This is a genomic window from Stenotrophomonas sp. 86428_Sma (genome assembly GCF_056481585.1).
Map to the genome: position 1 here is coordinate 3,475,001 of NZ_CM151156.1, position 24,907 is coordinate 3,499,907.

Annotated in this window: 23 protein-coding genes, 1 tRNA gene and 1 pseudogene; 4 read left to right on the forward strand and 21 right to left on the reverse strand. The window is 66.8% G+C overall.

Features of this window, described 5'->3' with window-relative positions:
• Position 1 precedes the first annotated feature (1 nt).
• The 9 genes from nuoE to ACZK3J_RS16110 form a co-directional block, all read right to left on the reverse strand.
• A complete protein-coding gene (gene nuoE / locus ACZK3J_RS16070; RefSeq protein ID WP_006381132.1) occupies positions 2-529 on the reverse strand; it encodes an NADH-quinone oxidoreductase subunit NuoE in 528 nt (175 codons plus the stop codon).
• 97 nt (positions 530-626) lie between these two features.
• Positions 627-1,934 carry an NADH-quinone oxidoreductase subunit D gene (locus tag ACZK3J_RS16075; RefSeq protein WP_005417935.1) on the reverse strand — a complete coding sequence of 436 codons (1,308 nt, stop codon included), beginning with the start codon at positions 1,932-1,934 and terminating at the stop codon, positions 627-629.
• Complete coding sequence (locus tag ACZK3J_RS16080; protein ID WP_005410462.1) at positions 1,931-2,680, reverse strand: NADH-quinone oxidoreductase subunit C; 750 nt, start codon at positions 2,678-2,680, stop codon at positions 1,931-1,933. Before ACZK3J_RS16080 ends, ACZK3J_RS16075 begins: the two co-directional genes overlap by 4 nt.
• Before the next feature lie 33 nt (positions 2,681-2,713).
• The gene (locus ACZK3J_RS16085; RefSeq protein ID WP_005410463.1) at positions 2,714-3,268 is read right to left on the reverse strand and encodes a NuoB/complex I 20 kDa subunit family protein; all 555 of its coding nucleotides are present in this window, start codon (positions 3,266-3,268) and stop codon (positions 2,714-2,716) included.
• Positions 3,259-3,615 carry an NADH-quinone oxidoreductase subunit A gene (locus ACZK3J_RS16090; RefSeq protein WP_008265012.1) on the reverse strand — a complete coding sequence of 119 codons (357 nt, stop codon included), beginning with the start codon at positions 3,613-3,615 and terminating at the stop codon, positions 3,259-3,261. The genes ACZK3J_RS16085 and ACZK3J_RS16090 overlap by 10 nt, the downstream gene beginning before the upstream one ends.
• Positions 3,616-3,726: 111 nt before the next feature.
• Positions 3,727-3,811 (reverse strand) — tRNA-Leu (locus ACZK3J_RS16095).
• 51 nt (positions 3,812-3,862) lie between these two features.
• Positions 3,863-4,300, reverse strand: coding sequence for a preprotein translocase subunit SecG (gene secG / locus ACZK3J_RS16100; protein WP_010486424.1), 438 nt, complete (start codon positions 4,298-4,300; stop codon positions 3,863-3,865).
• Between the two features lie 31 nt (positions 4,301-4,331).
• Entirely contained in the window at positions 4,332-5,087 is a 756-nt protein-coding gene (tpiA, locus tag ACZK3J_RS16105) for a triose-phosphate isomerase (RefSeq protein WP_032128643.1), read from the reverse strand.
• 581 nt (positions 5,088-5,668) lie between these two features.
• Positions 5,669-6,604 carry an isopenicillin N synthase family dioxygenase gene (locus ACZK3J_RS16110; protein ID WP_032128257.1) on the reverse strand — a complete coding sequence of 312 codons (936 nt, stop codon included), beginning with the start codon at positions 6,602-6,604 and terminating at the stop codon, positions 5,669-5,671.
• Positions 6,605-6,799: 195 nt separating this feature from the next.
• Here ACZK3J_RS16110 and ACZK3J_RS16115 point away from each other — a divergent pair.
• From ACZK3J_RS16115 to ACZK3J_RS16125, 3 genes and pseudogenes are all read left to right on the forward strand, one after another.
• Positions 6,800-8,685 (forward strand): annotated as a pseudogene (locus tag ACZK3J_RS16115) (DUF3413 domain-containing protein).
• A gap of 20 nt (positions 8,686-8,705) precedes the next feature.
• Positions 8,706-9,851, forward strand: a complete 1,146-nt coding sequence (locus ACZK3J_RS16120) for a glycosyltransferase family 4 protein (RefSeq protein ID WP_032128255.1) — start codon at positions 8,706-8,708, stop codon at positions 9,849-9,851.
• Positions 9,844-10,701: a polysaccharide deacetylase family protein gene (locus ACZK3J_RS16125; protein WP_032128254.1), complete on the forward strand. Its 858-nt coding sequence runs from the start codon at positions 9,844-9,846 to the stop codon at positions 10,699-10,701. Before ACZK3J_RS16120 ends, ACZK3J_RS16125 begins: the two co-directional genes overlap by 8 nt.
• 81 nt (positions 10,702-10,782) lie before the next feature.
• Here the strand turns inward: ACZK3J_RS16125 and glmM are convergent, their stop codons facing one another.
• The 5 genes from glmM to trpB form a co-directional block, all read right to left on the reverse strand.
• The gene (gene glmM / locus ACZK3J_RS16130) at positions 10,783-12,144 is read right to left on the reverse strand and encodes a phosphoglucosamine mutase (RefSeq protein WP_414578582.1); all 1,362 of its coding nucleotides are present in this window, start codon (positions 12,142-12,144) and stop codon (positions 10,783-10,785) included.
• The gene (gene accD, locus ACZK3J_RS16135; RefSeq protein ID WP_005410473.1) at positions 12,144-13,019 is read right to left on the reverse strand and encodes an acetyl-CoA carboxylase, carboxyltransferase subunit beta; all 876 of its coding nucleotides are present in this window, start codon (positions 13,017-13,019) and stop codon (positions 12,144-12,146) included. Before accD ends, glmM begins: the two co-directional genes overlap by 1 nt.
• Before the next feature lie 218 nt (positions 13,020-13,237).
• The gene (gene trpA, locus ACZK3J_RS16140) at positions 13,238-14,047 is read right to left on the reverse strand and encodes a tryptophan synthase subunit alpha (protein WP_478476064.1); all 810 of its coding nucleotides are present in this window, start codon (positions 14,045-14,047) and stop codon (positions 13,238-13,240) included.
• A gap of 1 nt (position 14,048) precedes the next feature.
• Positions 14,049-14,726 (reverse strand): hypothetical protein, encoded by a 678-nt coding sequence (locus ACZK3J_RS16145; protein WP_049463482.1) that lies wholly within the window; start codon positions 14,724-14,726, stop codon positions 14,049-14,051.
• Positions 14,723-15,940, reverse strand: a complete 1,218-nt coding sequence (gene trpB, locus ACZK3J_RS16150) for a tryptophan synthase subunit beta (protein WP_032128250.1) — start codon at positions 15,938-15,940, stop codon at positions 14,723-14,725. Before trpB ends, ACZK3J_RS16145 begins: the two co-directional genes overlap by 4 nt.
• Positions 15,941-16,037: 97 nt before the next feature.
• On the opposite strand from trpB, the gene ACZK3J_RS16155 reads away from it, so the two are divergent.
• Entirely contained in the window at positions 16,038-16,925 is an 888-nt protein-coding gene (locus tag ACZK3J_RS16155) for a LysR family transcriptional regulator (protein ID WP_032128249.1), read from the forward strand.
• A gap of 48 nt (positions 16,926-16,973) precedes the next feature.
• On the opposite strand, the gene ACZK3J_RS16160 is transcribed toward ACZK3J_RS16155, so the two are convergent.
• From ACZK3J_RS16160 to ACZK3J_RS16190, 7 genes are all read right to left on the reverse strand, one after another.
• Entirely contained in the window at positions 16,974-18,830 is a 1,857-nt protein-coding gene (locus ACZK3J_RS16160; RefSeq protein WP_080356591.1) for a C40 family peptidase, read from the reverse strand.
• A gap of 48 nt (positions 18,831-18,878) precedes the next feature.
• Positions 18,879-19,544: a hypothetical protein gene (locus ACZK3J_RS16165; protein WP_478476065.1), complete on the reverse strand. Its 666-nt coding sequence runs from the start codon at positions 19,542-19,544 to the stop codon at positions 18,879-18,881.
• Positions 19,545-19,797: 253 nt separating this feature from the next.
• Positions 19,798-20,454: a phosphoribosylanthranilate isomerase gene (locus ACZK3J_RS16170; protein ID WP_019660598.1), complete on the reverse strand. Its 657-nt coding sequence runs from the start codon at positions 20,452-20,454 to the stop codon at positions 19,798-19,800.
• A complete protein-coding gene (truA, locus tag ACZK3J_RS16175; RefSeq protein WP_049398724.1) occupies positions 20,451-21,221 on the reverse strand; it encodes a tRNA pseudouridine(38-40) synthase TruA in 771 nt (256 codons plus the stop codon). Before truA ends, ACZK3J_RS16170 begins: the two co-directional genes overlap by 4 nt.
• A 32-nt stretch (positions 21,222-21,253) precedes the next feature.
• Entirely contained in the window at positions 21,254-21,616 is a 363-nt protein-coding gene (locus tag ACZK3J_RS16180) for a VOC family protein (RefSeq protein WP_032128247.1), read from the reverse strand.
• Between the two features lie 26 nt (positions 21,617-21,642).
• A complete protein-coding gene (locus ACZK3J_RS16185) occupies positions 21,643-23,697 on the reverse strand; it encodes a FimV/HubP family polar landmark protein (RefSeq protein WP_414578080.1) in 2,055 nt (684 codons plus the stop codon).
• Positions 23,698-23,845: 148 nt separating this feature from the next.
• Positions 23,846-24,874, reverse strand: a complete 1,029-nt coding sequence (locus tag ACZK3J_RS16190) for an aspartate-semialdehyde dehydrogenase (RefSeq protein WP_012511725.1) — start codon at positions 24,872-24,874, stop codon at positions 23,846-23,848.
• Between the last annotated feature and the right edge of the window lie 33 nt (positions 24,875-24,907).

Genomic DNA, 24,907 nt, shown 5'->3' on the forward strand with positions numbered 1-24,907 from the left:
CTTACTCCAGCCCGTCCAGCAGCTCGTCGACCTTTTCCAGGGTCAGACGCTCATGGTAGTGACCGTTGATGACCATCATCGGCGCGCCACCGCAGCCGGCCAGGCACTCTTCCTCGCGCTTGAGGTAGACGCGGCCGTCCGGGGTCGATTCACCGTGCTTGATGCCCAGCTTCTTCTCGCAATGGCGGACGATGTCCTCGGCGCCATTGAGCCAGCAGCTGATGTTGGTGCAGATGGCCACGTTGTTGCGGCCCACCTTCTCGGTCTCGAACATCGAGTAGAAGCTGGCGACCTCGTAGGCCCACACCGGCGGCAGGTCGAGGTACTTGGCCACGCCGGCGATCAGTTCGTCGGTCAGCCAGCCCTCGTTCTGCTCCTGGGCCGCATGCAGGCCCTGCAGCACTGCAGAGCGCTTGCGGTCCGGCGGGAACTTGGACAGCCAGTGATCGATGTGAGCGCGGGTCTTGTCGCTCAGCACCACCATCGGGTCGACGTCGCGCGCCGCCTCGAAATTACCTGTCGCCTTCATCGGCCGACCTCAGCGAAATGCATAACGTGAAATTCCAGAAACTGCGGCGCCGGCTTGCGCCGGCTGCCTGCAGCGGGCGTTGGCGTGGCGGACGGCATTACCGGTCAACCTCGCCGAACACCAGGTCGTAGGTACCGATCATCGCCACCACGTCGGCCAGCATGTGGCCGCGCACGACCGAATCGATCGAGGACAGGTGGGCGAAGCCCGGCGCACGCAGGTGCACGCGGAACGGCTTGTTGGCGCCATCGGAGACCAGGTAGCAGCCGAATTCGCCCTTCGGGGCTTCCACCGCCGAGTAGGTCTCGCCGGCCGGCACGCAGTAGCCCTCGCTGAACAGCTTGAAGTGGTGGATCAGCGCTTCCATGTCGTCCTTCATGTCCTCGCGCCTGGGCGGAGCGACCTTGAAGTTCTTGACCATGACCGGGCCGGGGTTGGCCTTCAGCCACGCCACGCACTGCTTGATGATGCGGTTGGACTCGCGCATTTCGGCAACGCGGACCAGGTAGCGGTCGTAGCAGTCGCCTTCCTTGCCCAGCGGGATGTCGAAATCGACGGCATCGTACTTGGCGTACGGACGCTTCTTGCGCAGGTCCCAGGCGATGCCCGAACCGCGCAGCATCACGCCGGTCATGCCCCACTGGTGGGCCAGTTCCGGAGTGACCACGCCGATGCCGACGGTACGCTGCTTCCAGATACGGTTGTCGGTCAGCAGGGTTTCGTATTCGTCGATGCGCTTGGGGAACTCGACGGTGAAGTTCTCCAGGAAGTCCAGCAGCGAGCCTTCGCGCGAAGCATTGAGCTGCTTCAGCGCCTTGCCCTTGTGCCAGCGCGATTCCTTGTACTTCGGCATGTGGTCCGGCAGGTCGCGGTAGACACCGCCCGGACGGTAGTACGCCGCGTGCATGCGCGCGCCGGAGACCGCTTCATAGCAGTCCATCAGCTCTTCGCGCTCGCGGAAGGCATACAGCATCACCGCCATCGCACCCAGGTCGAGCGCGTTGGAGCCCAGCCACATCAGGTGGTTGAGGATGCGGGTGATTTCGTCGTACATGGTGCGGATGTACTGCGCACGCTCCGGCGCTTCGATGCCCATCAGGGTCTCGATCGCGCGCACGTAGGCGTGCTCGTTGCACATCATCGACACGTAATCCAGGCGATCCATGTAGCCGATCGACTGGTTGAACGGCTTGGACTCGGCCAGCTTTTCGGTACCACGGTGCAGCAGACCCACGTGCGGGTCGGCGCGCATGATGGTTTCGCCGTCCATTTCCAGGATCAGGCGCAGCACACCGTGCGCGGCCGGATGCTGCGGGCCGAAGTTCATGGTGTAGTTGCGGATTTCCTGCCGGCTTTCGGCGGCGTTGCTGGCGAAGGCTTCGCCGGCCTGGTGTACGTGGCTCACTTCACTGCCTCCTGCGCGCGCTCACCTTCTGCGGTCTGCAGACGGGCGTCGTCGCGGATCACGCGCGGCACGCCGACACGCGGCTCCACCGAGGTGACCGGTTCGTAGATCACGCGCTTCTTTTCTTCGTCGTAGCGGACTTCGACATTGCCGATCAGCGGGAAGTCCTTGCGGAACGGATGGCCGACGAAACCGTAGTCGGTCAGGATCCGGCGCAGGTCCGGGTGGCCTTCGAAGATCACGCCGTACAGGTCGAACGCTTCGCGCTCGAACCAGTTCAGGCCCGGCCAGATGCCGGTCAGCGAGGACACCACCGGCAGCGCTTCGTCAGGGGCGAAGCAGCGCAGGTGCATCATCAGGTTGTGCTGGTACGAACGCAGCTGGGCGACCACGGCGAAACGCTGGGTCGGCATGTGCTGCGGGCGGGCACCGTCGGCGCCGTTTTCCTCGGTGGGGAACTCGCCCCACGCGAAACGGCCCTGGGCCTTGCCTTCGACGCCACGGCTGAAGCCCTGCGAGGACACGTCGGCGGTGTCCCATTCGTCGGAGCCATAACCGAGGTAGTCGACGCCGCAGAGATCCACGGCCTGCTCGAAACCAAACTCGTCACGCAGCGCCAGGGCGGTGGCGTGCCACTCGGCGGCAGGCACTTCCAGCGTCACTTCGCCGCGGGGTTCGACCACGATGACCTTCGCACCTGCGAAACGTGCGGAGAGTCGGTCGATGAAGGATGCTTGCTCTGCCATGGGGGCTTGGCGCGCTCTTGTCAGGTGAAGGGGTCAGCGGGCGATGGTCTGTGTACGCCAGATCTTCTTCTGCAGCTGCAGGATCCCGTACACCAGCGCCTCGGCGGTCGGCGGGCAGCCCGGGACGTAGACGTCCACCGGCACCACGCGATCACAGCCGCGCACCACAGAATAGGAGTAGTGGTAATAGCCGCCACCATTGGCGCAGCTACCCATCGAGATGACCCACTTCGGGTCCGGCATCTGGTCGTAGACCTTGCGCAGCGCCGGGGCCATCTTGTTGACCAGGGTACCGGCCACGATCATCACGTCGGACTGACGCGGCGACGGGCGGAACACCACGCCGTAGCGGTCAAGGTCCAGGCGCGCGGCGCCGGCATGCATCATCTCGACCGCGCAGCAGGCCAGACCGAAGGTCATCGGCCACATCGAGCCGGTGCGCGCCCAGTTCAGCAGTGCATCGACGCTGGTGGTGACGAAGCCCTTTTCCAGCAGCGGGTTGTCGCCTTCCGGCCGCAGGATGTCATCAACCCGGCCTTCCGGCGTGGGGTTGTTCATGAGGCCATCGAGAGTCTGAATCACTCCCATTCCAGCGCTCCCTTCTTCCAGACGTAAATGAAACCGAGGAACAGCATGCCGACGAACAGGCCCATGGTGATGAGCGAACGGGCACCCAGCTCCATGAAGACCTGGGTCCACGGCACGATGAAGATGATTTCCAGGTCGAAGACGATGAACTGGATCGCGATCAGGTAGTAGCGCACGTCGAACTTCATGCGCGCGTCTTCGAAGGCCTCGAAGCCGCACTCGTACGGCGACAGCTTTTCCAGATCGGGGCGGCGGGGACCGAGGAATCGACCAACCAGCATCAGCGTAATGCCGATACCGGTGGCAACGATCAGAAACAGCAGAGACGGCAAATATTCGGCCAGCACAGCGATTCTCTCTTGCCTCTGCCGCCGCGCCTGCAGGCGCTTTGGCATGGGGGAGTGGACGGGAATCTGCCTGGCGCCTTGCGCGCCAGACGAACCCGCTTTACTTACAAATGGTGCCCAAGAGGGGACTCGAACCCCTACGACTTGCGTCGCTACCACCTCAAGGTAGTGCGTCTACCAATTCCGCCACCTGGGCAAACGATCACATCAGACTATCTTCCCGATGCGCCGCGTATTGTAACCGGCTTCAGTCTTTCTGGGAGCCTTCCGAAGGCTTTTCTTCACCAGAAACCGAAGATTCCGCCTGAGCCGGCACATTCGCGGCCGGAACCGGGGCGGCCGGGACCGCATCGGCCTTCGGAACGGCCGGCAGTTCGCCCGCCGGAGCCGCCGGAGCGACTGCCGCCGGGGCGGACATCAGGCCCAGATCCTGGTCGGCCGCCGGGCGGCTGCCATGACCGGCATACCAGGCCATGAAGAGGCTGATACCGAAGAACACGACAGCCAGCCACTTGGTCGACTTGGACAGGAAGTTCGAGGCGCCGCGCGCACCGAACACCGTACCCGAGGCACCGGCACCAAAGCCCGAACCCGCCGCCGCACCCGAGCCACGCTGCATCAGGATCAGCGCGATCATGGCCACAGCGACCAGCACGTAGACGACATTGAGGATCAACATCAGCATTGGAAACCGCCCTCGGACAAAACTTCTAGGATTAGTTCGCGGCCGCCGCCCGTGCGATGGCCAGGAAGTCCGCGGCTACCAGGGAGGCGCCGCCGACCAGCCCACCATCGACATCCGGCTGCGCGAACAGTTCCCCGGCATTGTCGGGCTTCACGCTACCGCCGTAAACAATGGGCAGTGAATCAGCGATTCTAGCATCGATACGCGCGACTTCGCCACGGATGAACGCGTGCACCTGCTGCGCCTGCTCCTTGGTAGCGGTACGGCCGGTACCGATGGCCCAGACCGGCTCGTAGGCGACCACGGCCTTGGCGAAACCGGCCGCGCCGACCAGCTCCAGCACCGGCGCCAGCTGGCCGGCGATGACCGCTTCGGTCTGCCCGGCCTCGCGCTGCTCCAGGGTCTCGCCCACGCACAGCACCGGCACCAGGCCGGCGTGCTGGGCGGCGGCGAACTTGCGTGCGACCAGCTCGCTGCTTTCGTGGTGGTACTGGCGGCGCTCGGAATGGCCGACCAGGCCATAGCGGGCGCCGACCTCGACCAGCATGGCGGCGCAGACCTCGCCGGTGTAGGCGCCCTTCTCGTTGCTGCTCACGTCCTGCGCGCCAAAGGCCAGGCCGGTCTCGCCGAAGTCCTCGACCAGCTCCCCCAGGTACGGCAGCGGCGGCAGGATCACCACGTCCACCCCCTCCAGCGGCAGCCCGGCGGCGACCTGCCCCAGCAGTTCATTGGCGAATTGACGGCTGCCATGCAGCTTCCAGTTTCCGGCGACGATCTTGCGGCGCATGAGCGGGTGGCTCCTGTGTGAAGTCAGCCGGTCATGATACCCGTTACGGCAAAAATCCGTTTCCGTGTAAGCGGTTACATGGATTTTCAGCCAACGGCGCAGCCCCTCGTGGCGGGGGCCAGATCAGCCCCCCCCCCCGCCATCCCCACCCACCCGGCCTCTGACACATTCCGGCGGTTCCGCCCGCCACGGAAAGAAATAAGAAGAGCAAAAGCAAAAGCGACATTCCAGGTACCCCTACCCCACTTCGATCTGACAGATCTCATCCACGCATGGCGTGGATCTACCGTGTCGACCAAGGTCGACACCTACCGGGAATCGCGATTTACCCACCGTCACCGGGAAACTGTCGGGGGTGGGGCGGTGTGGGTTGGCAGGACCGTTGGCGCCATGGATGGCGCCATCGAGCCCCCAGGGACGGGTTTACGGCGTGTCCTGCCAACCCACACCGCCCCGCCCAACCAGCAGAAGCCCAGAGCCGCTTTGGCTTTGGACTTGCCGGCCAGCGGCCGGCACTACCGCGGGTGCGGGGCGCAGCCCTGCTAAAGAAAAAGGCCGCCTTTCGGCGGCCTCACTTCTCATTACTTCAGCTTGATCTCGCGCAGGCGTTCCTCGAGGAAGCCATGGGCGGTGATCGCCTCCGGGTACCGGCTCGGGTTCTCCGGGGTGATGCAGGACGGCAGCACGTCGATCAGATAGTCCGGGTTCGGGTGCAGGAAGAACGGCACCGAGTAGCGCGGCTGGCGCGCCAGCTCGCCCGGGGGGTTGACCACGCGGTGGATGGTCGACGGATACACGTGGTTGGTCAGGCGCTGCAGCATGTCGCCGATGTTGACCACGATGGTGTCCGCGTCCGAGGTGAACGGCACCCACTCGCCCTCGTGCGACTGCACTTCCAGGCCCGCGGCGCTGGCGCCGACCAGCAGGGTGATGAAGTTGATGTCGCCATGCGCGCCGGCGCGCACGTTCGGGATGTCGTCGGTGGTGATCGGCGGGTAGTGGATCGGGCGCAGGATCGAGTTGCCGAAGTTGGTCTTGTCGGCGAAGAAGTCTTCCGGCAGGCCGATGTGCAGGGCCAGCGCCGACAGTACGCGCGACCCCAGGTTGTCCAGCGCCTGGTACAGGCCGTAACCCCGCTCGCGGAAGCCCTCGACCTCGGTCGGCCACAGGTTCGGCGCCATCACGTCACGGTACTTGGAGTCGTCGGCGATCTCGCGACCGATGTGCCAGAACTCCTTCAGGTCGAAATGCTTGGAGCCCTTGGCGGTCTCCACGCCGAACGGGGTGTAGCCGCGGGCGCCGCCGCTGCCGGCCACGTGGTACTTGCGCTTGACCTCCTCCGGCAGGGCGAAGAAGGCCTTGAAGGCATCGTAGGCCGCGTCGATGTCGGCCTGCGGGATGCCGTGGTTGCGGATGCCCGCGAATCCCCATTGGCGGTAGGCCGCGCCCAGCTCGGCCACGAAGGCCTCGCGGTCGCTGTCGAAACGGGTGATGTCGAGGGTGGGGATCTGGCTCACAGCGGTTCCTGGCTTGTCGTTGGGTCTGGAAGGGCCAGCGCATTCATGGCCCACCTGAACATTGTGACAGATCGCCCGGGGGACGCCACTCGATACGAAGAAACAAACCGATACAATGCGCAACCCGCGCGCGGATTAACGATTCCGTCACAACCGGGACTCCCGCCCCTGCTCCACCTGCCGCCTCCGTCCTTCATGCGCCCTGCTGCTCCTTCTGCCAACACCTCCCTGCCCTCCGGCCCGGCACGTCACTGGCGCCGATTGGCCTGGTGGTCGCTGTTCGTGGCCGGCAACGCGCTGCTGGCGATGGCGATCACGCTCGGCAACGTACCGCTGGCCGACAACCCCGGTGGCGCAATCGGCCTGGTTTACCTGTCCGTCGCTCTGCCGGGGCATCTGCTCGCCTTTGGTGCCCTCGCAGGCCTGCTGCCGCTGCTGCTGGGCCTGTGGCCGCGCAGCGCGCGCACGCTGAGCATCAGCGCCGTGCTGCTGCAGGGCCTGTGGCTGTGCCTGCTGCTGGTTGATGCGAAGGTTTTCACTCTGTATCGGTTCCACCTCAATGCCATGGTGGTGAACATGGTGTTCGGCGGCGCGCTGCAGGACCAGGTCGCGTTGTCCTGGAAAACCTGGCTGCAGGCCGGACTGCTGGTCGCCGCCATCTTCGCCGCCGAAGGCCTGCTGGCCTGGGCATGCTGGAAGCTGTTGCCCGCCCTGCCCCGCCGCCGCCGGGTCCTGCAGGCCTGGGCGGTGGTCGCTCTGCTGATGGGGGGGGCCAGGTCGCCACCGCCTACTACGATGCCCGCGGCGACCGCGACGTCATCGCGCAGTGGAACTACCTTCCCTGGGCGCAGCCGATCACCGCCAAGAGCTTCATGCGCAAACTGGGCGTTGTCAGCGAACAGCAGGCTGGCCTGCCTGACCCGCGCCATGCGCAGCTGCTGTATCCGCTGCAGCCCCTGCGCTGCCAGAACCCACATCGGCCAAATGTGCTGATGGTGGTGCTGGAGTCGCTGCGCCAGGACGCCATGACGCCGCAGCTGATGCCCAATACGACGGCACTGGCACAGGTTTCGCGCGTGTACGACCAGCATTTCAGCACCGGCAATGCCACCCGCTACGGCCTGTTCGGCCTGCTCTACGGCCTGCCCGGCGGCTACTGGCAGAGCATGCTGGACGAACAGCGCGGCTCGCAGCTGTTCCAGGTGCTGGGCCAGCAGGGCTACGACCTGCACCTGTACGGCAGCGCGCCGCTGTACAGCCCGGAGTTCGACCGCACCGCCTTCGCCGACGTACGCGACCAGCTGCACCAGGGCCCCTCCGCCCTGACACCCGACAAGCGTGACGCAGCCATCGTCACCGCGCTGCAGAACGACATCCGCACCAGCCAGGCCGCGCAGCACCCGTGGTTCGGCTTCGTGTTCCTCGACTCCACCCACGCCGGCTACCACCTGCCCGCCAGCTACCCGCCGGTGGCCACGCCGATGGCCAAGGAGATCGACTTCCTGTCCTTCGGCCCGGACCACGACCCGACGCCGGAGCTCAACCGCTACCGCACCGCCGTGCACTACGCCGACAGCCTGGTCGGCTCGCTGCTGGACGACCTTCGCGCACAAGGCCTGGCCGAGAACACCATCGTGCTGGTCACCGGTGACCATGCCGAAGAGTTCAACGACCTCAAGCTGAACTACTGGGGCCACAACGGCAACTTCTCCGACTACCAGCTGCAGGTGCCGTTCGTGCTGCACTGGCCAGGCCAGGCCAGCGGCCATGAGATGCGCACCAGTTCGCATGAGGACTGGGTGCCGACGTTGATGCGCCACGCACTGGGCTGCGAGAACGCCCTGAGCGACTTCAGTACTGGCCAGGACCTGCTGGCCGCGCCCACCACCAGCGAACGTGCGCTGGTGGTGGAGAGCTGGTCGCAGCGCGCGGTACGCCATGGCGATGCCATCTACGTGTTCGACAAGTTCGGCAACGCCACCGCGCTCGACCGGCACTACCGTCCGCTGCCGCAGCAGGCGCCGGACGCCGCCGCCATCCGCTCCGCATGGGAAGCGCTGACCCGCTTCCGCAACCGCTGAACTTCAAGGACCGATCCTGCATGAACCGTCCGCTGCGCATCCTGCATACCGAAGCCGCCAAGGGAATGGGCGGGCAGGAGATCTACATCTTCCGGCACATGCAGGTGATGCGCGCGCGTGGCCATGAAGTGTCGTTGCTGTGCCAGCCCGATGCGCGCCTGGCCACACTGGCACGCGACGACGGTTTCACCGTGCATACGCTGCGCATGGGAGGCCTGGCGCGCCTGCTGCGCGGCGTGTGGTCGGTATCGCGACTGGTGCGTCGCGAACGCTACGACGTGGTCAACACCACCAGCCGCCGCGATGCGCTGATCGCCGCCGCCGGTGCACGCCTGGGCGGCACGCCGCTGGTGGTGCGCTCGCGCCACCTGATGAGCCCGGTCAATTCGCTGCTGACCTATACCGGGCTTCCGCACCGGGTTTTGACCGTCAGCAGTTTCGTCAAGCAGCTGCTGGCCGACCGTGGCATTCCGGCCGAGCGCATCGGCATCGTGCCGCCGATTGCGGTTCCGCCGCGCTGGAGCGAGATCCGCAAGGCCGATCCCTGGCAGTGCCTGCAGGACGCGCGCGCGCAGGTGCGTGCCGAGCTCGGTTTCGGCGAACAGGACATCGTGGTCGGCTGCGTGGCGGTACTGCGCGAGCCCAAGGGCCATGCCGACCTGCTGCAGGCGATGATCCCGTTGTGCAAGGCCAACCCGGACCTGCACCTGGTGATCGTCGGTGATGGCCAGGCCGTGACGGAACGACTGCAGGCGATGTGCGCCGAGCACGGCCTGCAGCGCCAGGTGCACCTGCTCGGCTACCGCGATGGAGCCTGCCGGCTGATGGCCGGCTTCGACATCTTCGCGCTGGCCTCGCACAAGGAAGCGGCCGGCACCGTGTTCCTGGAAGCGGCTTATGTGGGCGTACCGATCGTAGCCACGCGGGTGGGTGGCGTGCCGGAGATGGTGGTCGATGGCAGCAATGCGATCCTCACCCGTTTGGGAGACAATGCCGCCCTGACAGGTGCCTTGCGCCTGCTGGTGGACGACCCGGAACGGCGGCGGCAGATGGGCCGCGCTGGCTGGGACTGGATGCACGGCGCGCACCGCTTCACGCCGGACGGCCACGGTGAAGCCACCGAACACTACTACCACCAGTGGCTGAAGGAGCTGGGACATGGCTGATGCGCGAACCGTTCCGGTGCTGATGCACCACCATGTCAGCCCTTCGCCGGGCATGATCACCGTGTCGCCGGAAAACTTCGAAAGCCAGATCGCGTGGCTGGCAGGCAATGGCTGGACCTCACTGACGCTGGACCAGTACGCCGGCTTCCTGGCCGGCAAGCCGGTGCCGCGCAAGTCGATCGTCATCACCTTCGACGATGGCTACCTGGACAACTGGGTGTATGCCCATCCGATCCTGCAGAAGTACGGCATGCATGCCGTGGTGTTCGTGGTCACCGGCTGGATGGGCGAAGGCCCGGAACGTCCGCATGCCGGCATTGCCGGAGCGACGCTACCTTCGACGCCGGACCATCGCGGCTGCGAAGCGGCGATCTACGAGCAGGACCGCAGTGACGATGTGATGATGCGCTGGAGCGAAGCACGTGCGGCCATCGCCGCCGGCACCTTCGAAGTGCATTGCCACACCCATACCCACACCCGCTGGCTGCGCCGTGACGATCTGGACCGTGCGCAGCGCCGCGCGGGCCTGAGCCGGGATCTGGCGATCTCGCGCGAAGTCCTGCAGGACAAGCTTGGCGACGTGTCCGATACCTTGTGCTGGCCGTACGGTGATTTCGACCAGGATCACATCGAAGTGGCGCGCGAGCAGGGCTTCCGCTACCTGCACACTACCCACCCGTTCGGCCGCAACGTGATCGGTGGCGACCCGGAACGCATCTATCGTTTCGCGATCCGCAACCGCCCGGCCAACTGGCTGCGCAAGCGCATCCGCCTGAGTTACAACCCGCTGATCGCGCCGCTGTTCAATGGGTTCAAGGCACGCCAGAAGAAGATGGTGCCGGGGCCCTGAGCACGCCATCCTCCCGGGCCGCCGCAAAAGAAAACGCCCCGGAATTCCGGGGCGCTTTCTTTGTACGGATGCGCAGTCGCCTCAGCTGGCGGCTTCACGCACCGCAGCGGACAAGCGGTCCAGCGTCTGCTGCATCAGCGTGGCGTCATCGGCTTCCACGGTGACCCGAACCACCGGCTCGGTACCGGACGGCCGCAGGAACGCGCGGCCACGGCCGGCTACGGCCTGCTGCGCCACAGCCAGCGCGGACTGCACGCTTTCAGACTGCACCGTGGCCTTGGCCGAGACATTGCCCAGACGCACGTTGACGGTCTTCTGCGGCACCCGCACCAGGCCCTTCAGCGCCTGGCGCAGGGTCTGCCCACTGTTGCGCAGCGCGACCAGCACCTGCAGAGCGCTGACGATGCCATCACCGGTGGTGGCCCGGTCCAGGCACAGCAGATGGCCCGACGCTTCAGCACCGAGTACACCGCCGCCTTCGACCAATGCCTGGTGCACGTAGCGGTCACCAACGTTGCTGCGCACGAACGGTATCTGCAGATCGGCGAAAGCTTTCTCCACGCCGTAGTTGCTCATCAGCGTGCCGACCACCGGGCCGCGCAGGCGGCCTTCGTCCTTCCAGGCGCGGGCCAGGATGTACAGCAGGTCGTCACCGTCGACCGGGTTGCCCTGGTCGTCGGCCATCAGCACACGGTCGCCATCACCATCGAACGCGATGCCGAGATCGGCACGGGTCTCGCGGACTTTGGCCGCCAGGTTGTCGATATGGGTGGAACCCACACCGGCGTTGATGTTGACGCCGTTGGGCTCGGCACCGATGCCGATCACCTCGGCCCCCAGTTCGCGGAACAGCAGCGGTGCGATCTGGTAGGTGGCGCCGTGTGCGCAATCCAGCACCAGGCGCACGCCACGCAGGTCGAACGCGCGCGGCACGCTGGCCTTGCAGAACTCGATGTAGCGGCCGACCGCTTCACGCGCACGCGATGCCTTGCCCAGCTTCTCCGATTCGGCGGTGGTGAACGGAACGTCCAGCGCCGCTTCCAGGGCAAGTTCGGTGGCATCGTCGAGCTTCTCGCCCTGGGCCGAGAAGAACTTGATGCCGTTGTCGTAATGCGGGTTGTGCGAGGCGCTGATGACGATGCCGGCGTCCACGCCCAGCGTGCGGGTCAGGAACGCCACCGCCGGGGTCGGCATCGGCCCCAGCAGCTGTACGTCGGCGCCGGCGGCGACCAGGCCGGCTTCCAGTGCCGCTTCGAACATGTAACCGGAAATGCGGGTGTCCTTGCCGATCACCACGATCGGCCGGCGCCCGTCCTGGCCGCGCTGGGCGACCAGGACACGGCCCAGGGCATTGCCCAGGCGCAGCACGAAGTCGGCCGAGATCACGCCCTGGCCGACCCGCCCACGGATGCCATCAGTACCGAAGTACTTGCGGCCTCCCATCAAGCCACCTCCGGCGCCGGCTGACGGCCCAGCATTGCCAGCAGATCGGACAGGCGGTCGCGCATTTCGCGGCGGTCGCAGATCTGGTCGATGGCACCGTGCTCCAACAGGAACTCCGAGCGCTGGAAGCCTTCCGGCAGCTTCTCGCGCACGGTCTGCTCGATCACGCGCGGGCCGGCGAAGCCGATCAGCGCCTGCGGTTCGGCGATGTTGATGTCGCCCAGCATCGCGAACGAGGCCGACACACCACCGGTGGTCGGGTGGGTCAGCACCGAGATGTACGGCAGGCCCGCTTCACGCAGTTTGCCCAGCGCGGCCGAGGTCTTGGCCATCTGCATCAGCGAGAACAGGCCTTCCTGCATGCGCGCACCGCCACTCTGCGAGAAGCACACGTACGGGGCGCCGATCTCGACCGCGGTTTCGGCGGCCAGCGCGAAACGCTCACCCACCACCGAGCCCATCGAGCCACCCATGAAGGCGAAGTCGAAGGACGAGGCCACCAGTGCACGGCCCTTGAGCAGACCGCGCATGGCGATCAGCGCGTCATATTCGCCGGTGTTCTTCTGCGCGATCTTGATGCGCTCGCTGTACTTCTTCTGGTCCTTGAACTTGAGCAGGTCAGTCGGGCCCAGGCGCGCACCGATCTCGGTGGTGCTGTCGGCGTCGAACAGGGCGGCCAGGCGCGCACGTGCGCGGATCGCCATGTGGTGGCCGCACTTCGGGCAGACCTCCAGGTTCTCTTCCAGTTCCGGACGGTACAACGCGCTGCCGCAGTTGCTGCACTTTTCCCACAGGCCCTCGGGGACACTGCGCTTCTTGCTGGGGGTGTTGTCGGTGCGGATGCCGGACGGCATCAACTTGCTGAGCCAACTCATGCGGGAGGACACTTCCGTTCAGGGCGGCCCAAGGGCCGCAAAGGCGGACAGTCTAGCTCCGCTTTCCCCGCCCGTGCACCCCCTTGCCGGACACGGGGCCGCCGGAAAAAACCATGCTGGGACGTACGTTTAGGTGCGGGAAAGTGCCAGCCGCTGGCCGGCAACCCTTGTCGCACACGCGGCCCAGGCGTGTGCCGGCCAGCGGCCGGCACTACCTCTCAGGCGTCCAGCGCCTGCCGCAGCGGAGCCAGGAAGGTTCGAGCGCGCTGTGCGGCCTCTTCAGCCGAGCCCGCTTCGGCCAGCGCCGCCACCAGCGCGCTGCCGACCACCACGCCGTCGGCCTGGCGGGCCATCGCCGCAGCACTGTCGGCATCCTTGATGCCGAAGCCGGCCACCACCGGCACCGAAGCGCGCGCGCGCAGGGCCTGCAGGCGGGCACTGGCGGCATCGCTGTCCAGGCGCTCGGACGCGCCGGTGACACCGGCAAAGCTGACGTAGTAGAGGTAGCCACGGGCCAGCGCCAGCAGCTTGTCCGCGCGAGCCTCGCTGGTAGTCGGCGACGCCAGCAGGACCAGTGCCAGGCCCGCTGCATCGAAGGCCTGCTGCGCTTCGTCGGCTTCTTCCGGCGGCAGGTCGACCAGCAGAACGCCGTCCACACCGGCCTCCACGGCTGCCGTTGCGAAGGCCGCGTAGCCATGGATCTCCACCGGATTCAGGTAGCCCATCAGCACCACCGGCGTCTGAGCGTCACGCTCGCGGAACTGCGCAACGGCCTGCAGCACGTAGCGGCTGCCAGCACCACGCGCCAGCGCGCGCTCGGAGCTGCGCTGGATGGTCGGGCCGTCGGCCATCGGGTCGGAGAACGGCACGCCCAGTTCGATCACATCGGCACCGGCATCGACCAGCGCGTGCATGACCGGCACGGTGGCCTCCAGCGAGGGATCACCGGCGGTGACGAAGGGAATCAGCGCCTTGCGCTGCTGTTCGCGCAGACGCAGGAAACAAGCATCGAGTCGGGATACAGACATCTCAGGCACATCCTTCAATCAGTTCAATCGCATCGCTGGTCCCCCAGTACATCCGGGTGACCTTCCCTTCAAACAGTTCCAGGCGGATGCCCAGGTCCGAACCCGGGTCCTGCCAGGTGAGGTACTCGCCCTGGTCACCGTCGTAGGCATGCGGGCTGGACACCGGCGGTTTCGGGAACTGGGCCATGGCCTGGGCACGGGTCATGCCGATGCGCAGGCCGAACGGTCCCGGCTGTTCAACCGGCAGTTCCGGCTCGTCGCCCGGCTTCAGATCAAAACGGACCACGCGGTCGTCGTCGGTCATCATCGACACGCCCGGCGGCAGTCCCTTGCCGTCGTAGTACTCGCAGTCGCCTTCGAAGAATTCCTTCGCGCCCTGCGCCTTCCAGGGACCCAGTGCCTTCAGGTCACTCATGTGCTGGCCAACCAGCACGTCACCAGCATGATCCAGCGCCACCGAAGCCACCGCGGGCGCGTCATCGCCGCTCGTCCCTTCTTCGGAGGGGGCATCGACAATGGGCGTACGCGCCATCGGGTCAATATCATCGTTGGCGGCCTGCTGCACAGGCTGCGTGGTGGCCTTGGCGGCCGGTGCCAGCACCGGCGGCTCCGGCGGCTGGCACGCGGCCAAGCCCAGCGCCAGCAGCAGCACGCCGCTGTTCCGCAGCCGCGCGCTCACAGCACCAGCCCTTCGCGCGCGGCGATGGTGTGCACGTCCTTGTCGCCACGGCCGGACAGGTTGCACAGCACGATCTGGTCACGCGGTCGCTCACGCGCCAGCTTGATCGCCTGTGCCAGCGCATGGCTGGACTCCAGCGCCGGCAGGATGCCTTCGGTGTGCGCCAGCAGGTGGAAGGCCTGCAGCGCTTCCTCATCGGTGATGCCGAGGTAGCGTGCGCGGCCGGTATCGGCCAGGAACGCGTGCTCCGGCCCGACACCCGGGTAGTCCAGGCCGGCTGACACCGAGTGGGTCTCGATGATCTGGCCGTCGTCGTCGCACAGCACATAGGTGCGGTTGCCGTGCAGCACGCCCGGCCGACCCGCCGCGATCGATGCAGCGTGGCGCCCGGTGCTGATGCCATCACCGGCAGCTTCGGCGCCGACGATCTCGACCTGGCGATCATTGAGGAAGGCATGAAACAGGCCGATGGCATTGCTGCCGCCGCCGACGCAAGCGGTGATCGCATCCGGCAGGCGGCCGTACTCGGCCAGCATCTGCTCGCGTGCTTCACGGCCGACGATGGCGTTGAAATCGCGCACCATGCGCGGGTACGGATCCGGGCCGGCCACGGTGCCGATGATGTAGAAGGTGTCCTGCACGTTGGTCACCCAATCGCGCATCGCTTCGTTGAGCGCGTCCTTCAGGGTGGCCGAGCCGGAGGTGACCGGCACCACCGTCGCACCGAGCAGCTTCATTCGGTAGACGTTGATCTTCTGCCGCTCGATGTCGGTGGCGCCCATGTACACCACGCATTCCAGGCCCAAGCGCGCGGCAACGGTGGCACTGGCCACGCCATGCTGCCCGGCACCGGTCTCGGCGATGATGCGCTTCTTGCCCATCCGCGCGGCCAGCAGCGCCTGGCCGATGGTGTTGTTGATCTTGTGCGCACCGGTGTGGTTCAGGTCCTCGCGCTTGAGCAGGATCTGCGCACCGCCGACATGGTCGCTCAGGCGCTGGGCGTGGTAGATCGGGCTCGGCCGGCCCACGTAATGGGCCAGGTCGCGGTCATAGGCCAGCTGGAATTCGGGGTCCTGGCGGGCCTGGTCATAGGCCTGGGCCAGTTCCTGCAGCGGGCCGACCAGGGTTTCGGCGACGAAGCTGCCACCGTAGCGGCCGAAGTGGCCCTGGGCATCCGGGAAGGCGTGGTAGTCGGCAATGGGGGAGGCAGACATGGAAGCGACCGCTGGTTCGAGACAGGTGGATACTCTAGCGCACGGGTCGTGACCGGAAAATGGATATTATCTGGCGCATATCGTCAGGAAATCTCACATGAGTCGTTCCCTGCTGCCTCCCCTCAATGCGCTGCGTGCGTTCGAGGCCACCGCCCGTCTGGGCGGGGTTGGGCGCGCCGCGCAGGACCTGCATGTCACCCACGGCGCGGTCAGCCGGCAACTGAAGCTGCTGGAGGATCATCTCGGCCTGGCATTGTTCCAGCGTGCCGGCCGCGGGCTGCGCCTGACCGCTGCGGGCACGCGACTGCAGGCCGCGTGCAGCGAGGCGTTCAGCGGCATCGAAGACTGCGTGCGCGAGCTGCGCCGGCCGACGGCGGCCCCAGCACTGGTGCTGGGCTGCAGCGGCAGCGTACTGGCGCGCTGGATGATCCCGCGCCTGCCCGTGCTGCAGGCCGCCCTGCCCGGCGTGCGCCTGCAGTGGTCGGCGCTGGATGGCAGTTTCACCGAAGCACAGGCGGCGCTGGATGCCGTGCTGCTGCTGGCGCAGGGGCCGTGGCCACGGGGCTGGCAGGTGCGTGAGCTGGCGCCGGAACGGGTCGGCGTGGTGGTGGCACCCTCGCATCCGGCCGCGCAGCGCCTGCGGCAGGTACCGCCCTCGGCGCTGCTGCAGGAAACGCTGCTGCACACCAGCTCACGGCCGCAGGCGTGGCCGGCGTGGGCGCAGGCGCACGATCTGGACACCGCGAAGCTGCAGCTGGGCACCGCTTTCGAACATCTGTACTACCTGCTGGAAGCAGCCGTGGCCGGGCTGGGCCCGGCGATCGCACCGGAGCCACTGGTGGCCGAAGATCTGGCAGCAGGCCGGCTGGTCGCACCGTGGGGGTTTACCGCCACCGGCGGCTTCTGGGTGCTGGCGCGGCCGGATGGCCCGGCCGATGCACGGGTGGACGCCCTGGCCGACTGGGCAGCAGCGCAACTGCAATGAGACGAGGCCCCGGGCGGCGTTCACCGCCCGGAGCCGGCAACACAGGCCTCAGCGACCGCCCATCGCGACCCGCTGCTGCTCCTCATGCACCTGCTGCTGGTGCGAAGGATCTGCCAGCAGCTTGGCACTGGTCTGCTCCAGCGACGGCGGCGCCTGGGCCAGGTCCACCGCGGTGCGGAAGCCCGGCGTCGTGCCCATCACGAACGCCTTGCCATCCTGCACCGTGATGCTCTGCAGCTTGTCGGCCGCGTCGATTCCGTTCTGCTTTGCATGCAGGGTGATATTGGCGGCAGCCTCTTCGGAAAACACGCTGGGAAGCTTGCTGCGGACGGCGTTGTGCAGTGCGTGGTCCGGATGCGATGCATCGTTCAGCGACGGCCCCTTCGGTACAGCCGCTGCAGGTTCATGGCCCTGCGCACGGCCCGCCGCCAGCGCGGCAGCGGTCTGGCGACCGACAATTCCATCGGCCACCAGCCCCTGCTGTTTCTGCAGCGCGATCACCGCTTCGCGGGTGTGATCACCAAAACGACCATCCTCTGACAACCGATGGCCCTGCGCATCACGCACACCGAGCTGGTTGAGAGTCTGCTGCAACGCCTGCACGTCCGCGCCACGCTGCCCCTGCTTCATCACCTCGCTGGCGGCCGCGTGTGATGCAGCCGGCTGCACGGTGGCGGTTGGCCGGGACAGCGCAGGTTCGCCATTGCCGTGCAGCGGCGCGCGCACCTGGAATTCCGGCTTCGGTGTCAGCGCACCAACGATGCGGGTGCTTCCGCCATCCCAGTACCCGCCCGGCCGGATGGTGACTTCGGCCGGCCCGGTGCTTCCCTGTGAACCGATGAACTGGATGTTTCCCTGCGCGTCGTAGCCTTTGAAAATGCCGACATGCTGGCCCTGCGACGAGGAGAACATCAGGATGTCGCCCTGCTTCAGCGATCCGTTCGGTTTGCGTGCTTCGGCAGCCGAGGTCACATCGAAATGCTCGCGTGCGTAAGCCGTGGTGTTCGCACCATTGAACAGCGTCGACGTAGTGAACCCCGCAGCGTTCTCGCCCCGCACGTCGTAACCCGCGTTCTTCAGGCCGCGCCATACGAACGCCGAGCAATCCACGCCGAAGCGTCCGTCACCATCGAGGTCACGCTCCAGCCGGCTGCTGTCGCGACCCGGGCGCGGATGGTCCGGGCGCCCGTATTCGTACTGGCGGCCTGAGGCCATGAAATGCTGATAGGCCTCGTTGTAGAGCGCGGCACTGCCGACTGCAGCCGAAGCCTGTGCCGCAGCGGGCGCCGCCGCTGAAGGCGTCTGTACCTGCGGTTGGGTCTGGGTCTGCACGGGCGCGGCCGCCGGAGTGCGCGTGGGTGGCTGCTGCGTGGCAACCTCACCCGGCTGCCAGCCCTCGAAACGGCGGATGCCGTCGGCCAGCACTTCACGCTCGCGCACGCTCATCTGGCCGACGGTCTTCGAGCGCAGGTCGACCCCCTGGCGATCGCCTTCGGCATAGATGGTGGCCGCCTGCTCCTTGTGGTGGGTGGTGCCGCTGTAATCCTTGGTGGAGTAGCTCGGCAGCATTTCCTCCACGGTCTTGTCGCCGAACCGGCGTTCGAGCAGCTGGATCTTCGCTACCCGGCCGGCTTCATAGCTTTCGAAAATCGCGTTGCCCCATTGGTCGAGATCGACCACGCCCTTGTAGCGCCCCTGCGCCGATTCCAGCGCCTGCTCGCGGGTACGCGGATTGGTCACCGTCTTGTCCGCGCTGCCGGCAAATTCAAACTTGAGATTGCCAGGATTGTTGTTGCGCCACGAGACGCTGCCGCCTGATCGTTCGACGACACTGCCATCGTCCATTTCCAGCGTGCGTGTGGTACCTACGCTGCTGACCAGCCGGGTGATTTTCGGATCCGACATGAGCTGTTCCTTTGCCAGTGGTTGATTGGACCGCTCCCCTGGCGGTGATTACATTCCGTTGGAAAACACGTCGAGCACGTCCGCACTGACCCAGCCCTGTGCGCAGTTCCCGGCGTAACGTCCCGGCGCCGCCGCATGGCAGGCCTCGCCCCCCGTGGTCGCCAGGCCAGTGATCGGCCTGTCGCCATAGGTGTCACACAACGTGTTGCCCTTGCACTTGCCGACCGTCGCAGCGGGAACCGCAACGACGTAATAGAACAGCGGATTCTGTCCGGTGCGTCCGATGCCCTGCACGCAGACCAGCTGCCCCTTCGACAGCTTCGCGGTCACGCTGACCTTGCTGCCGGTGGATGGCACCGCACTCAACGTCTCCACGCCCTTGGCATCGGCTACGCCAGCGAAGAAACCCTGGTCGCCACAGTCCGGCGACAGTTCGACATCGTAGAAATCACCGCTGTCCACATCGCCCGCCGTGCAGCCGCTGCCTGTACTGGCGTTGCTGCATTTCACGCCACTGGCCTGGATCAGCGCAGCCAGGCCGTCGGTGGCCGGTGCTGTGGTAGGTGCATCTGCCGGTGCGGCAGCGGCCGGTGCCGATGCGGTCGGGGCGGATGAGTCACCAGCCGCACACGCGCCCAAGGCAAGCAGCAGACCGGGCACGAGCGTCAGGCGGGCCAGGCGGATACGGGGGAAAGAGAGATGGGGCATATCCATTGCGTCCTCGTTCGAAAGGTAAGGCGTATCTCAAGGGCGCGGCCAGCGACACGCACACGGCATCGCACCCAGCCAAGACAGGCTGGGCGCATTGTGTCCGATCAGATGTTCGGGGGGTGTCGACTTTTTGGCGCTGGAACCTGAATTACCCGAAAGCGTGATACTCATCGCATTCAGGATTCGCCCGCCTTCACGGCACGGCGGAATGCACCGTCGACGATGACATTCCGGGTGACCCCTCAGGTGACGCGGATCACTCCAGAACGGTGCAATCCGCGCGACGCACTTCTTCGACAAAGGTGCGCATCTTGTAGCCGTCCTTGATGCCCGGCTCCAGCTCGATACCGCTGGAGACGTCCACGCCCCACGGCAGCGTCGCCAGCACGGCATCGTAGACGTTCTCAGGGTTCAGGCCACCGGCCAGCAGGAACGGCCGGTGCAACCCGGTCGGAACGCGGCCCCAGTCGAACGCCACGCCGGTGCCGCCACCGCCACCCGGGGCGTGGCTGTCGAACAGGAAGCCGGCAGCGCTGGGGTAGCGCAGCTGCAGGGTGCGGGCGTTGACCTCTTCACGGCCGCCCATGGCGATCGCCTTCAGGTACGGCATGTTGAAGCTGCGGCAGAAGCTTTCGTCTTCCTCACCATGGAACTGCAGCAGGGTCGGACGTACCGTACGCAGCACCTCGCGCACTTCCTCCTTGCTGTTGTTGCGGAACAGCGCCACCACGTCGACCATCGGCGCGATCGCCTGGCGCATCGCGCGGGCCTCGGCCGGTGCAACCCGGCGGCTGCTCTCGCGGGCAAAGATGAAACCCACTGCGTCCACGCCCAGCTCACCGGCCAGGCGGACGTCGCCGGCACGGGTCATTCCACAGAACTTGATGCGCGTACGGTAGTAGGAACGGCTCATAGCGTGACCTCGGCGGGCAGATGCCAGTTGTCGGGGTACAGGGGCCCAAGGAACACCAGGCCCTGCGGCGGTGCGGTGGGACCAGCTACGGTGCGGTCGCGCCCGGCCAGCAGTTCGGCGATCCATTCCACCGGTTTTTCGCCGCTGCCCACCAGGATCAACGATCCGACGATATTGCGGACCATGTGATGAAGAAATGCATTGCCACGTACTGCGACTTCGATCACTTCGCCATGACGGCTGACCTGCAGCGACTGCAGTTCACGCCGCGCATGCAGCGCCTGGCACTGCACCGAACGGAACGCGCTGAAGTCGTTCTCACCAAGCAATGCCTGGCCGGCGGCATGCATCAGGGTCTCGTCCAGCGCACGGCGCTCCCAGCTCAGGGTCTGCCGGTCCAGCGCCGGCCGTACCTCGCGGTTGAGCAGCCGATAGCGATAGCGGCGCGCACGCGCGGAGAAGCGGGCGTGGAAATCATCGGCTACCGGCACGCACCAGCGCACCGCGATCGAGCGCGGCAGGCGGGTGGTGGTGCCGAGCATCCAGGCGCGCGGATCGCGCACCACGTCGGTATCGAAATGCACGACCTGGCACTGGCCATGCACGCCGGCATCGGTGCGGCCGGCGCAGACCACCTGCAGCGGCGCATCAGCCACCGATGACAGGGCCTGCTCGAGGCTGGCCTGCACGCTGGGACCACCCTCGCCCAGGTTCTGCCAGCCCCTGAAATCGCTGCCGTCGTACTCGACGCCAAGCGCATAACGCATGTGCTACCTCGATGTTGCGGATGGGGCGGCGCTCAGGCCGGATCGCGTTCGGACCAGACCGCCAGTTCGTTGCCACCGGGCTCGACGAACTGGAAGCGGCTGCCACCGGGGAAAGAAAACACCGCGCGCACGATCTCGCCGCCGGCGTCGCGCACGGCGGCCTCGACCGGTGCCAGTGCGTCGGCATACAGCACCAGCAGCGGTGCACCGCTGTCGCTGGCCCGCTGCGGCTGGCCACGGAAGAAGCCGCCCTGCAGGCGGCCATCGTCGAACGCCGTGTAGTCGCTGCCGTAGTCGACGAACGACCAGCCGAACACCTTCTCGAAGAAGGCACGGCTGGCAGCCGGGTCGCTGGACGCGAATTCAACGTAGTCGATGCGGCGTTCGCGGCTCATGGCAAGGTCCTTGTCGGCAGGTTCGGTCACGGCAGGCGCGCCAGCAGTTCACGGGCCTGGGCCTGGCTGTGCAGGTCACCGCCTTCGGCGACTTCCAGCAACAGGGTACGCGCCGTCTGCGCGTCGCCCAGATCGAGGTAGGCAATGGCCAGTTCCAGGCGCTCCTGGCCGGCACGTGGCGACCAGCCGGCGTCGCCGGCAGGCGCGGCCGCGCTCGACGCGATGTCGTCGGAATGAGAGGCCTCGATGCTGCCATGGTCGATGCCGTCGATGGCTTCGGGATGAGCGGCATCCGCCGGCGCCTCGTTGTCATGCGCGTCGGCCGGCAGATCGAACACGCCGCGGAACTGCGGCTGCTGTTCGGCATGCAGTGCGTAATCCGGCACCGCCACGTCGGCCGGCGCCTGCGGTACAACGCGTTCGTCCTGCAGCGGCACGGCGACGACAGCCTCGTCGGCGGTGGTTGCGGAATCGTCCCAGCGCGGCAGATCGGTCACCGCTTCGGGCAAGGCCACTGCGTCCTCGTCGCGCAGCGTGTCGGCCTGCCAGTCGGCCCGTACCGCGTGCTCGGCGACAGGTTCGGCGACCACTACGTCGTGCACTTCGGTTTCGGTCGCCCAGTCGGGCATCGCCGGTTCCTGGCGGCCGTTGCCGGCAACAGCCGATGACCACGAGGACTGCTCGGCCAGCGTATCCAGCGCCGCACCCGCCGGCACCGCTGCGGCCAGGCCGGCGGCATCGTCTTCCTCACGCAGCGGCGGCAGCGGCGACGGCTTGCGACGACGCAGCAGCCAGGCGGCGCCCGCCGCCAGCAGCAGCACCGGCAGCCCCAGCCAGTACCACGGCGTTGCCGCATCGCGGGCATCCGGTGCCTGCGCCAGGCGCTGCTGCGCGGCGGCCAGGTCGTTGTCCTTCATCGCGATCAGCGACTGCTGCTGTTCCTTGAGCTTTTCCAGGTCGGCCACGCGCTGCTTCAGCTCGCCGATCTCGGCATCGCGGGTGGCGATGTCCTCACGCGCCTGGCGCAGTTGTTCGTTGCCCAGCATGTCACCCTCGCTGCCGGCAGCGGTGCCGGTGGTTGTGCCCGCGTGCGCGGCGTCGGACGCCAGCGCCGGAGCGATCTCAAGTCGTGCCCCATTGGCCGCAGCCGGGGAAGAAGCGTTCGTGGCTGCCGCCTTGGCAACCGGTGCGGCCATGCCCACCGGTTGCGGCACGGTACGTGCCTGCCGCCATTGCGCGGCATGCTCGCGCACGAGCGTCGCCGCTTCGGCAGCGTCGACCGCAGCAAGCGCATCACTGCCGGGCATGCGCAGCACCGCACCCTGCTTGAGCAGGTTGACGTTGCCGCGGATGAAGGCTTCGGGATTGGCACGCAGCAGGGCGATCATCGCGCGGTCGCGACTGACCTGGTTGCCACGTGCCACCGCACTGGCGATCTCCGACAGGGTCTGCCCGCGCTGCACGGTGATGCTGCCATCGGCCGCCGGTGCAGCAACTGGCGCGGAGGCCGCACGCGGGCGTGCCGGTGCTGGCGCCACCGGTGGTGGCGGCGTCGTGGGCGTCTCTGCTGCTGGCACCGAAGCCGGTGCAGGTTCACGCACGATGGTATTGGAGAGCGTACCGGCCGGCGCGACGATTTCCGGCTCGGCCACGGCCAACGCACTGGGCGGCGCATCGACCAGTGCCGAGTACTCACGCACCAGGCGGCCCTGGCCCCAGTCGGCTTCGATCAGGAAGCTGAGCGACGGCGTCTCCACCGGCGCCTGCGAGGTGACGCGCACCACCGCCCTGCCCTGCGTGTCGCGGGTCAGTTCGAACTGCAGTTCACTGACCAGTCCGGTTGGCCGCTGCAGGCCGACACGTTCGAAGGTGACCGGTGAGGCCAGCGCCACGCGCAGGTTTTCCAGTTCGGACGGGTCCGCCGAGACCACCGGGATTTCGGCCAGCAGGGGCTGGCCCGGCTTGGACAGGACCCGGATGTCGCCCAACCCCAGGGCAAGCGCCGAACTGCTGGCCAGGGCGAGCAGTGCGGCGGACAGATAGGTGAGCGGGCGCTTTGCGCCCTTGGCCCGTTTATTCATGGGCGACACTATAAAGCGTGCGGACCGGGGTCCGCACCCACCGATGGGAGACCTTCGGTAGTGCCGGCCGCTGGCCGGCATACACGCACGCCCCCATCACGGCAATACCGGCCAGCGGCCGGCACTACCGGTGAGGCAACCGCTGTGATCAGCGCTGCTCGGCGGCGACCAGCTCGGCCAGCTGCACGGCATTCAACGCCGCGCCCTTGCGCACGTTATCCGACACGATCCACAGGTTCAGGCCGCGCGGGTGCGACAGGTCCTCACGGATGCGGCCGACGTATACCGCGTCGGTGCCCGACGCATGCGTGACCGGGGTCGGGTAACCACCGGCTTCGTGACGATCGACCACTTCGATGCCCGGCGACTGCTCCAGCAGCGCGCGTGCTTCGGCCACGGTGACCTTATCGCGGGTCTCGATCGCGACCGACTCGGAGTGGCCGTAGAACACCGGCACGCGCACCGCAGTCGGGTTCACCAGGATGCTGTCGTCGCCGAGGATCTTGCGGGTCTCCCAGATCAGCTTCATCTCTTCCTTGGTGAAGCCGTTGTCCTGGAAGTCGTCGATGTGCGGGATCAGGTTGAAGGCGATCTGCACCGGGAAGCGCTGCGGATCGATTTCCTGGAAGCTCAGCAGCTGGCCGGTCTGCTTGCCCAGTTCCTCGGTAGCCGAACGGCCGCCGCCGGACACCGACTGGTAGGTGGAGACGTTGATACGCTCGATGCCGTACTTGCGGTGCAGCGGCGCCAACGCCACCAGCATCTGCATGGTCGAGCAGTTCGGGTTGGCGATGATGCCGCGCGGACGGTTGGCGACCTGCTCCGGGTTGACCTCGGACACCACCAGCGGCACGTCATCGTCGTAACGGAAGGCCGAGGAGTTGTCGATCACCACTGCACCCGCTGCGGCGAACTTCGGTGCGTATTCCTTCGACACGCTGCCGCCGGCCGAGAACAGGGCGATCTCGACGCCGCTCGGATCGAAGGTGGCCAGGTCCTGGACCTTGACCTTCTGGCCGTTGAACTCGATCTCGCCGCCGGCCGAACGCTCGGAAGCGAGAACGCTCAGGGTGCCGACCGGGAAATCACGCTCGGCCAGGATCGACAACATGGTCTCGCCGACCGCACCGGTGGCACCGACGACGGCGACGTGGAAACTGCGCTGTGCATTGCTCATGGGGGAAACTCTCACGAAAACGGGGATGGGGAA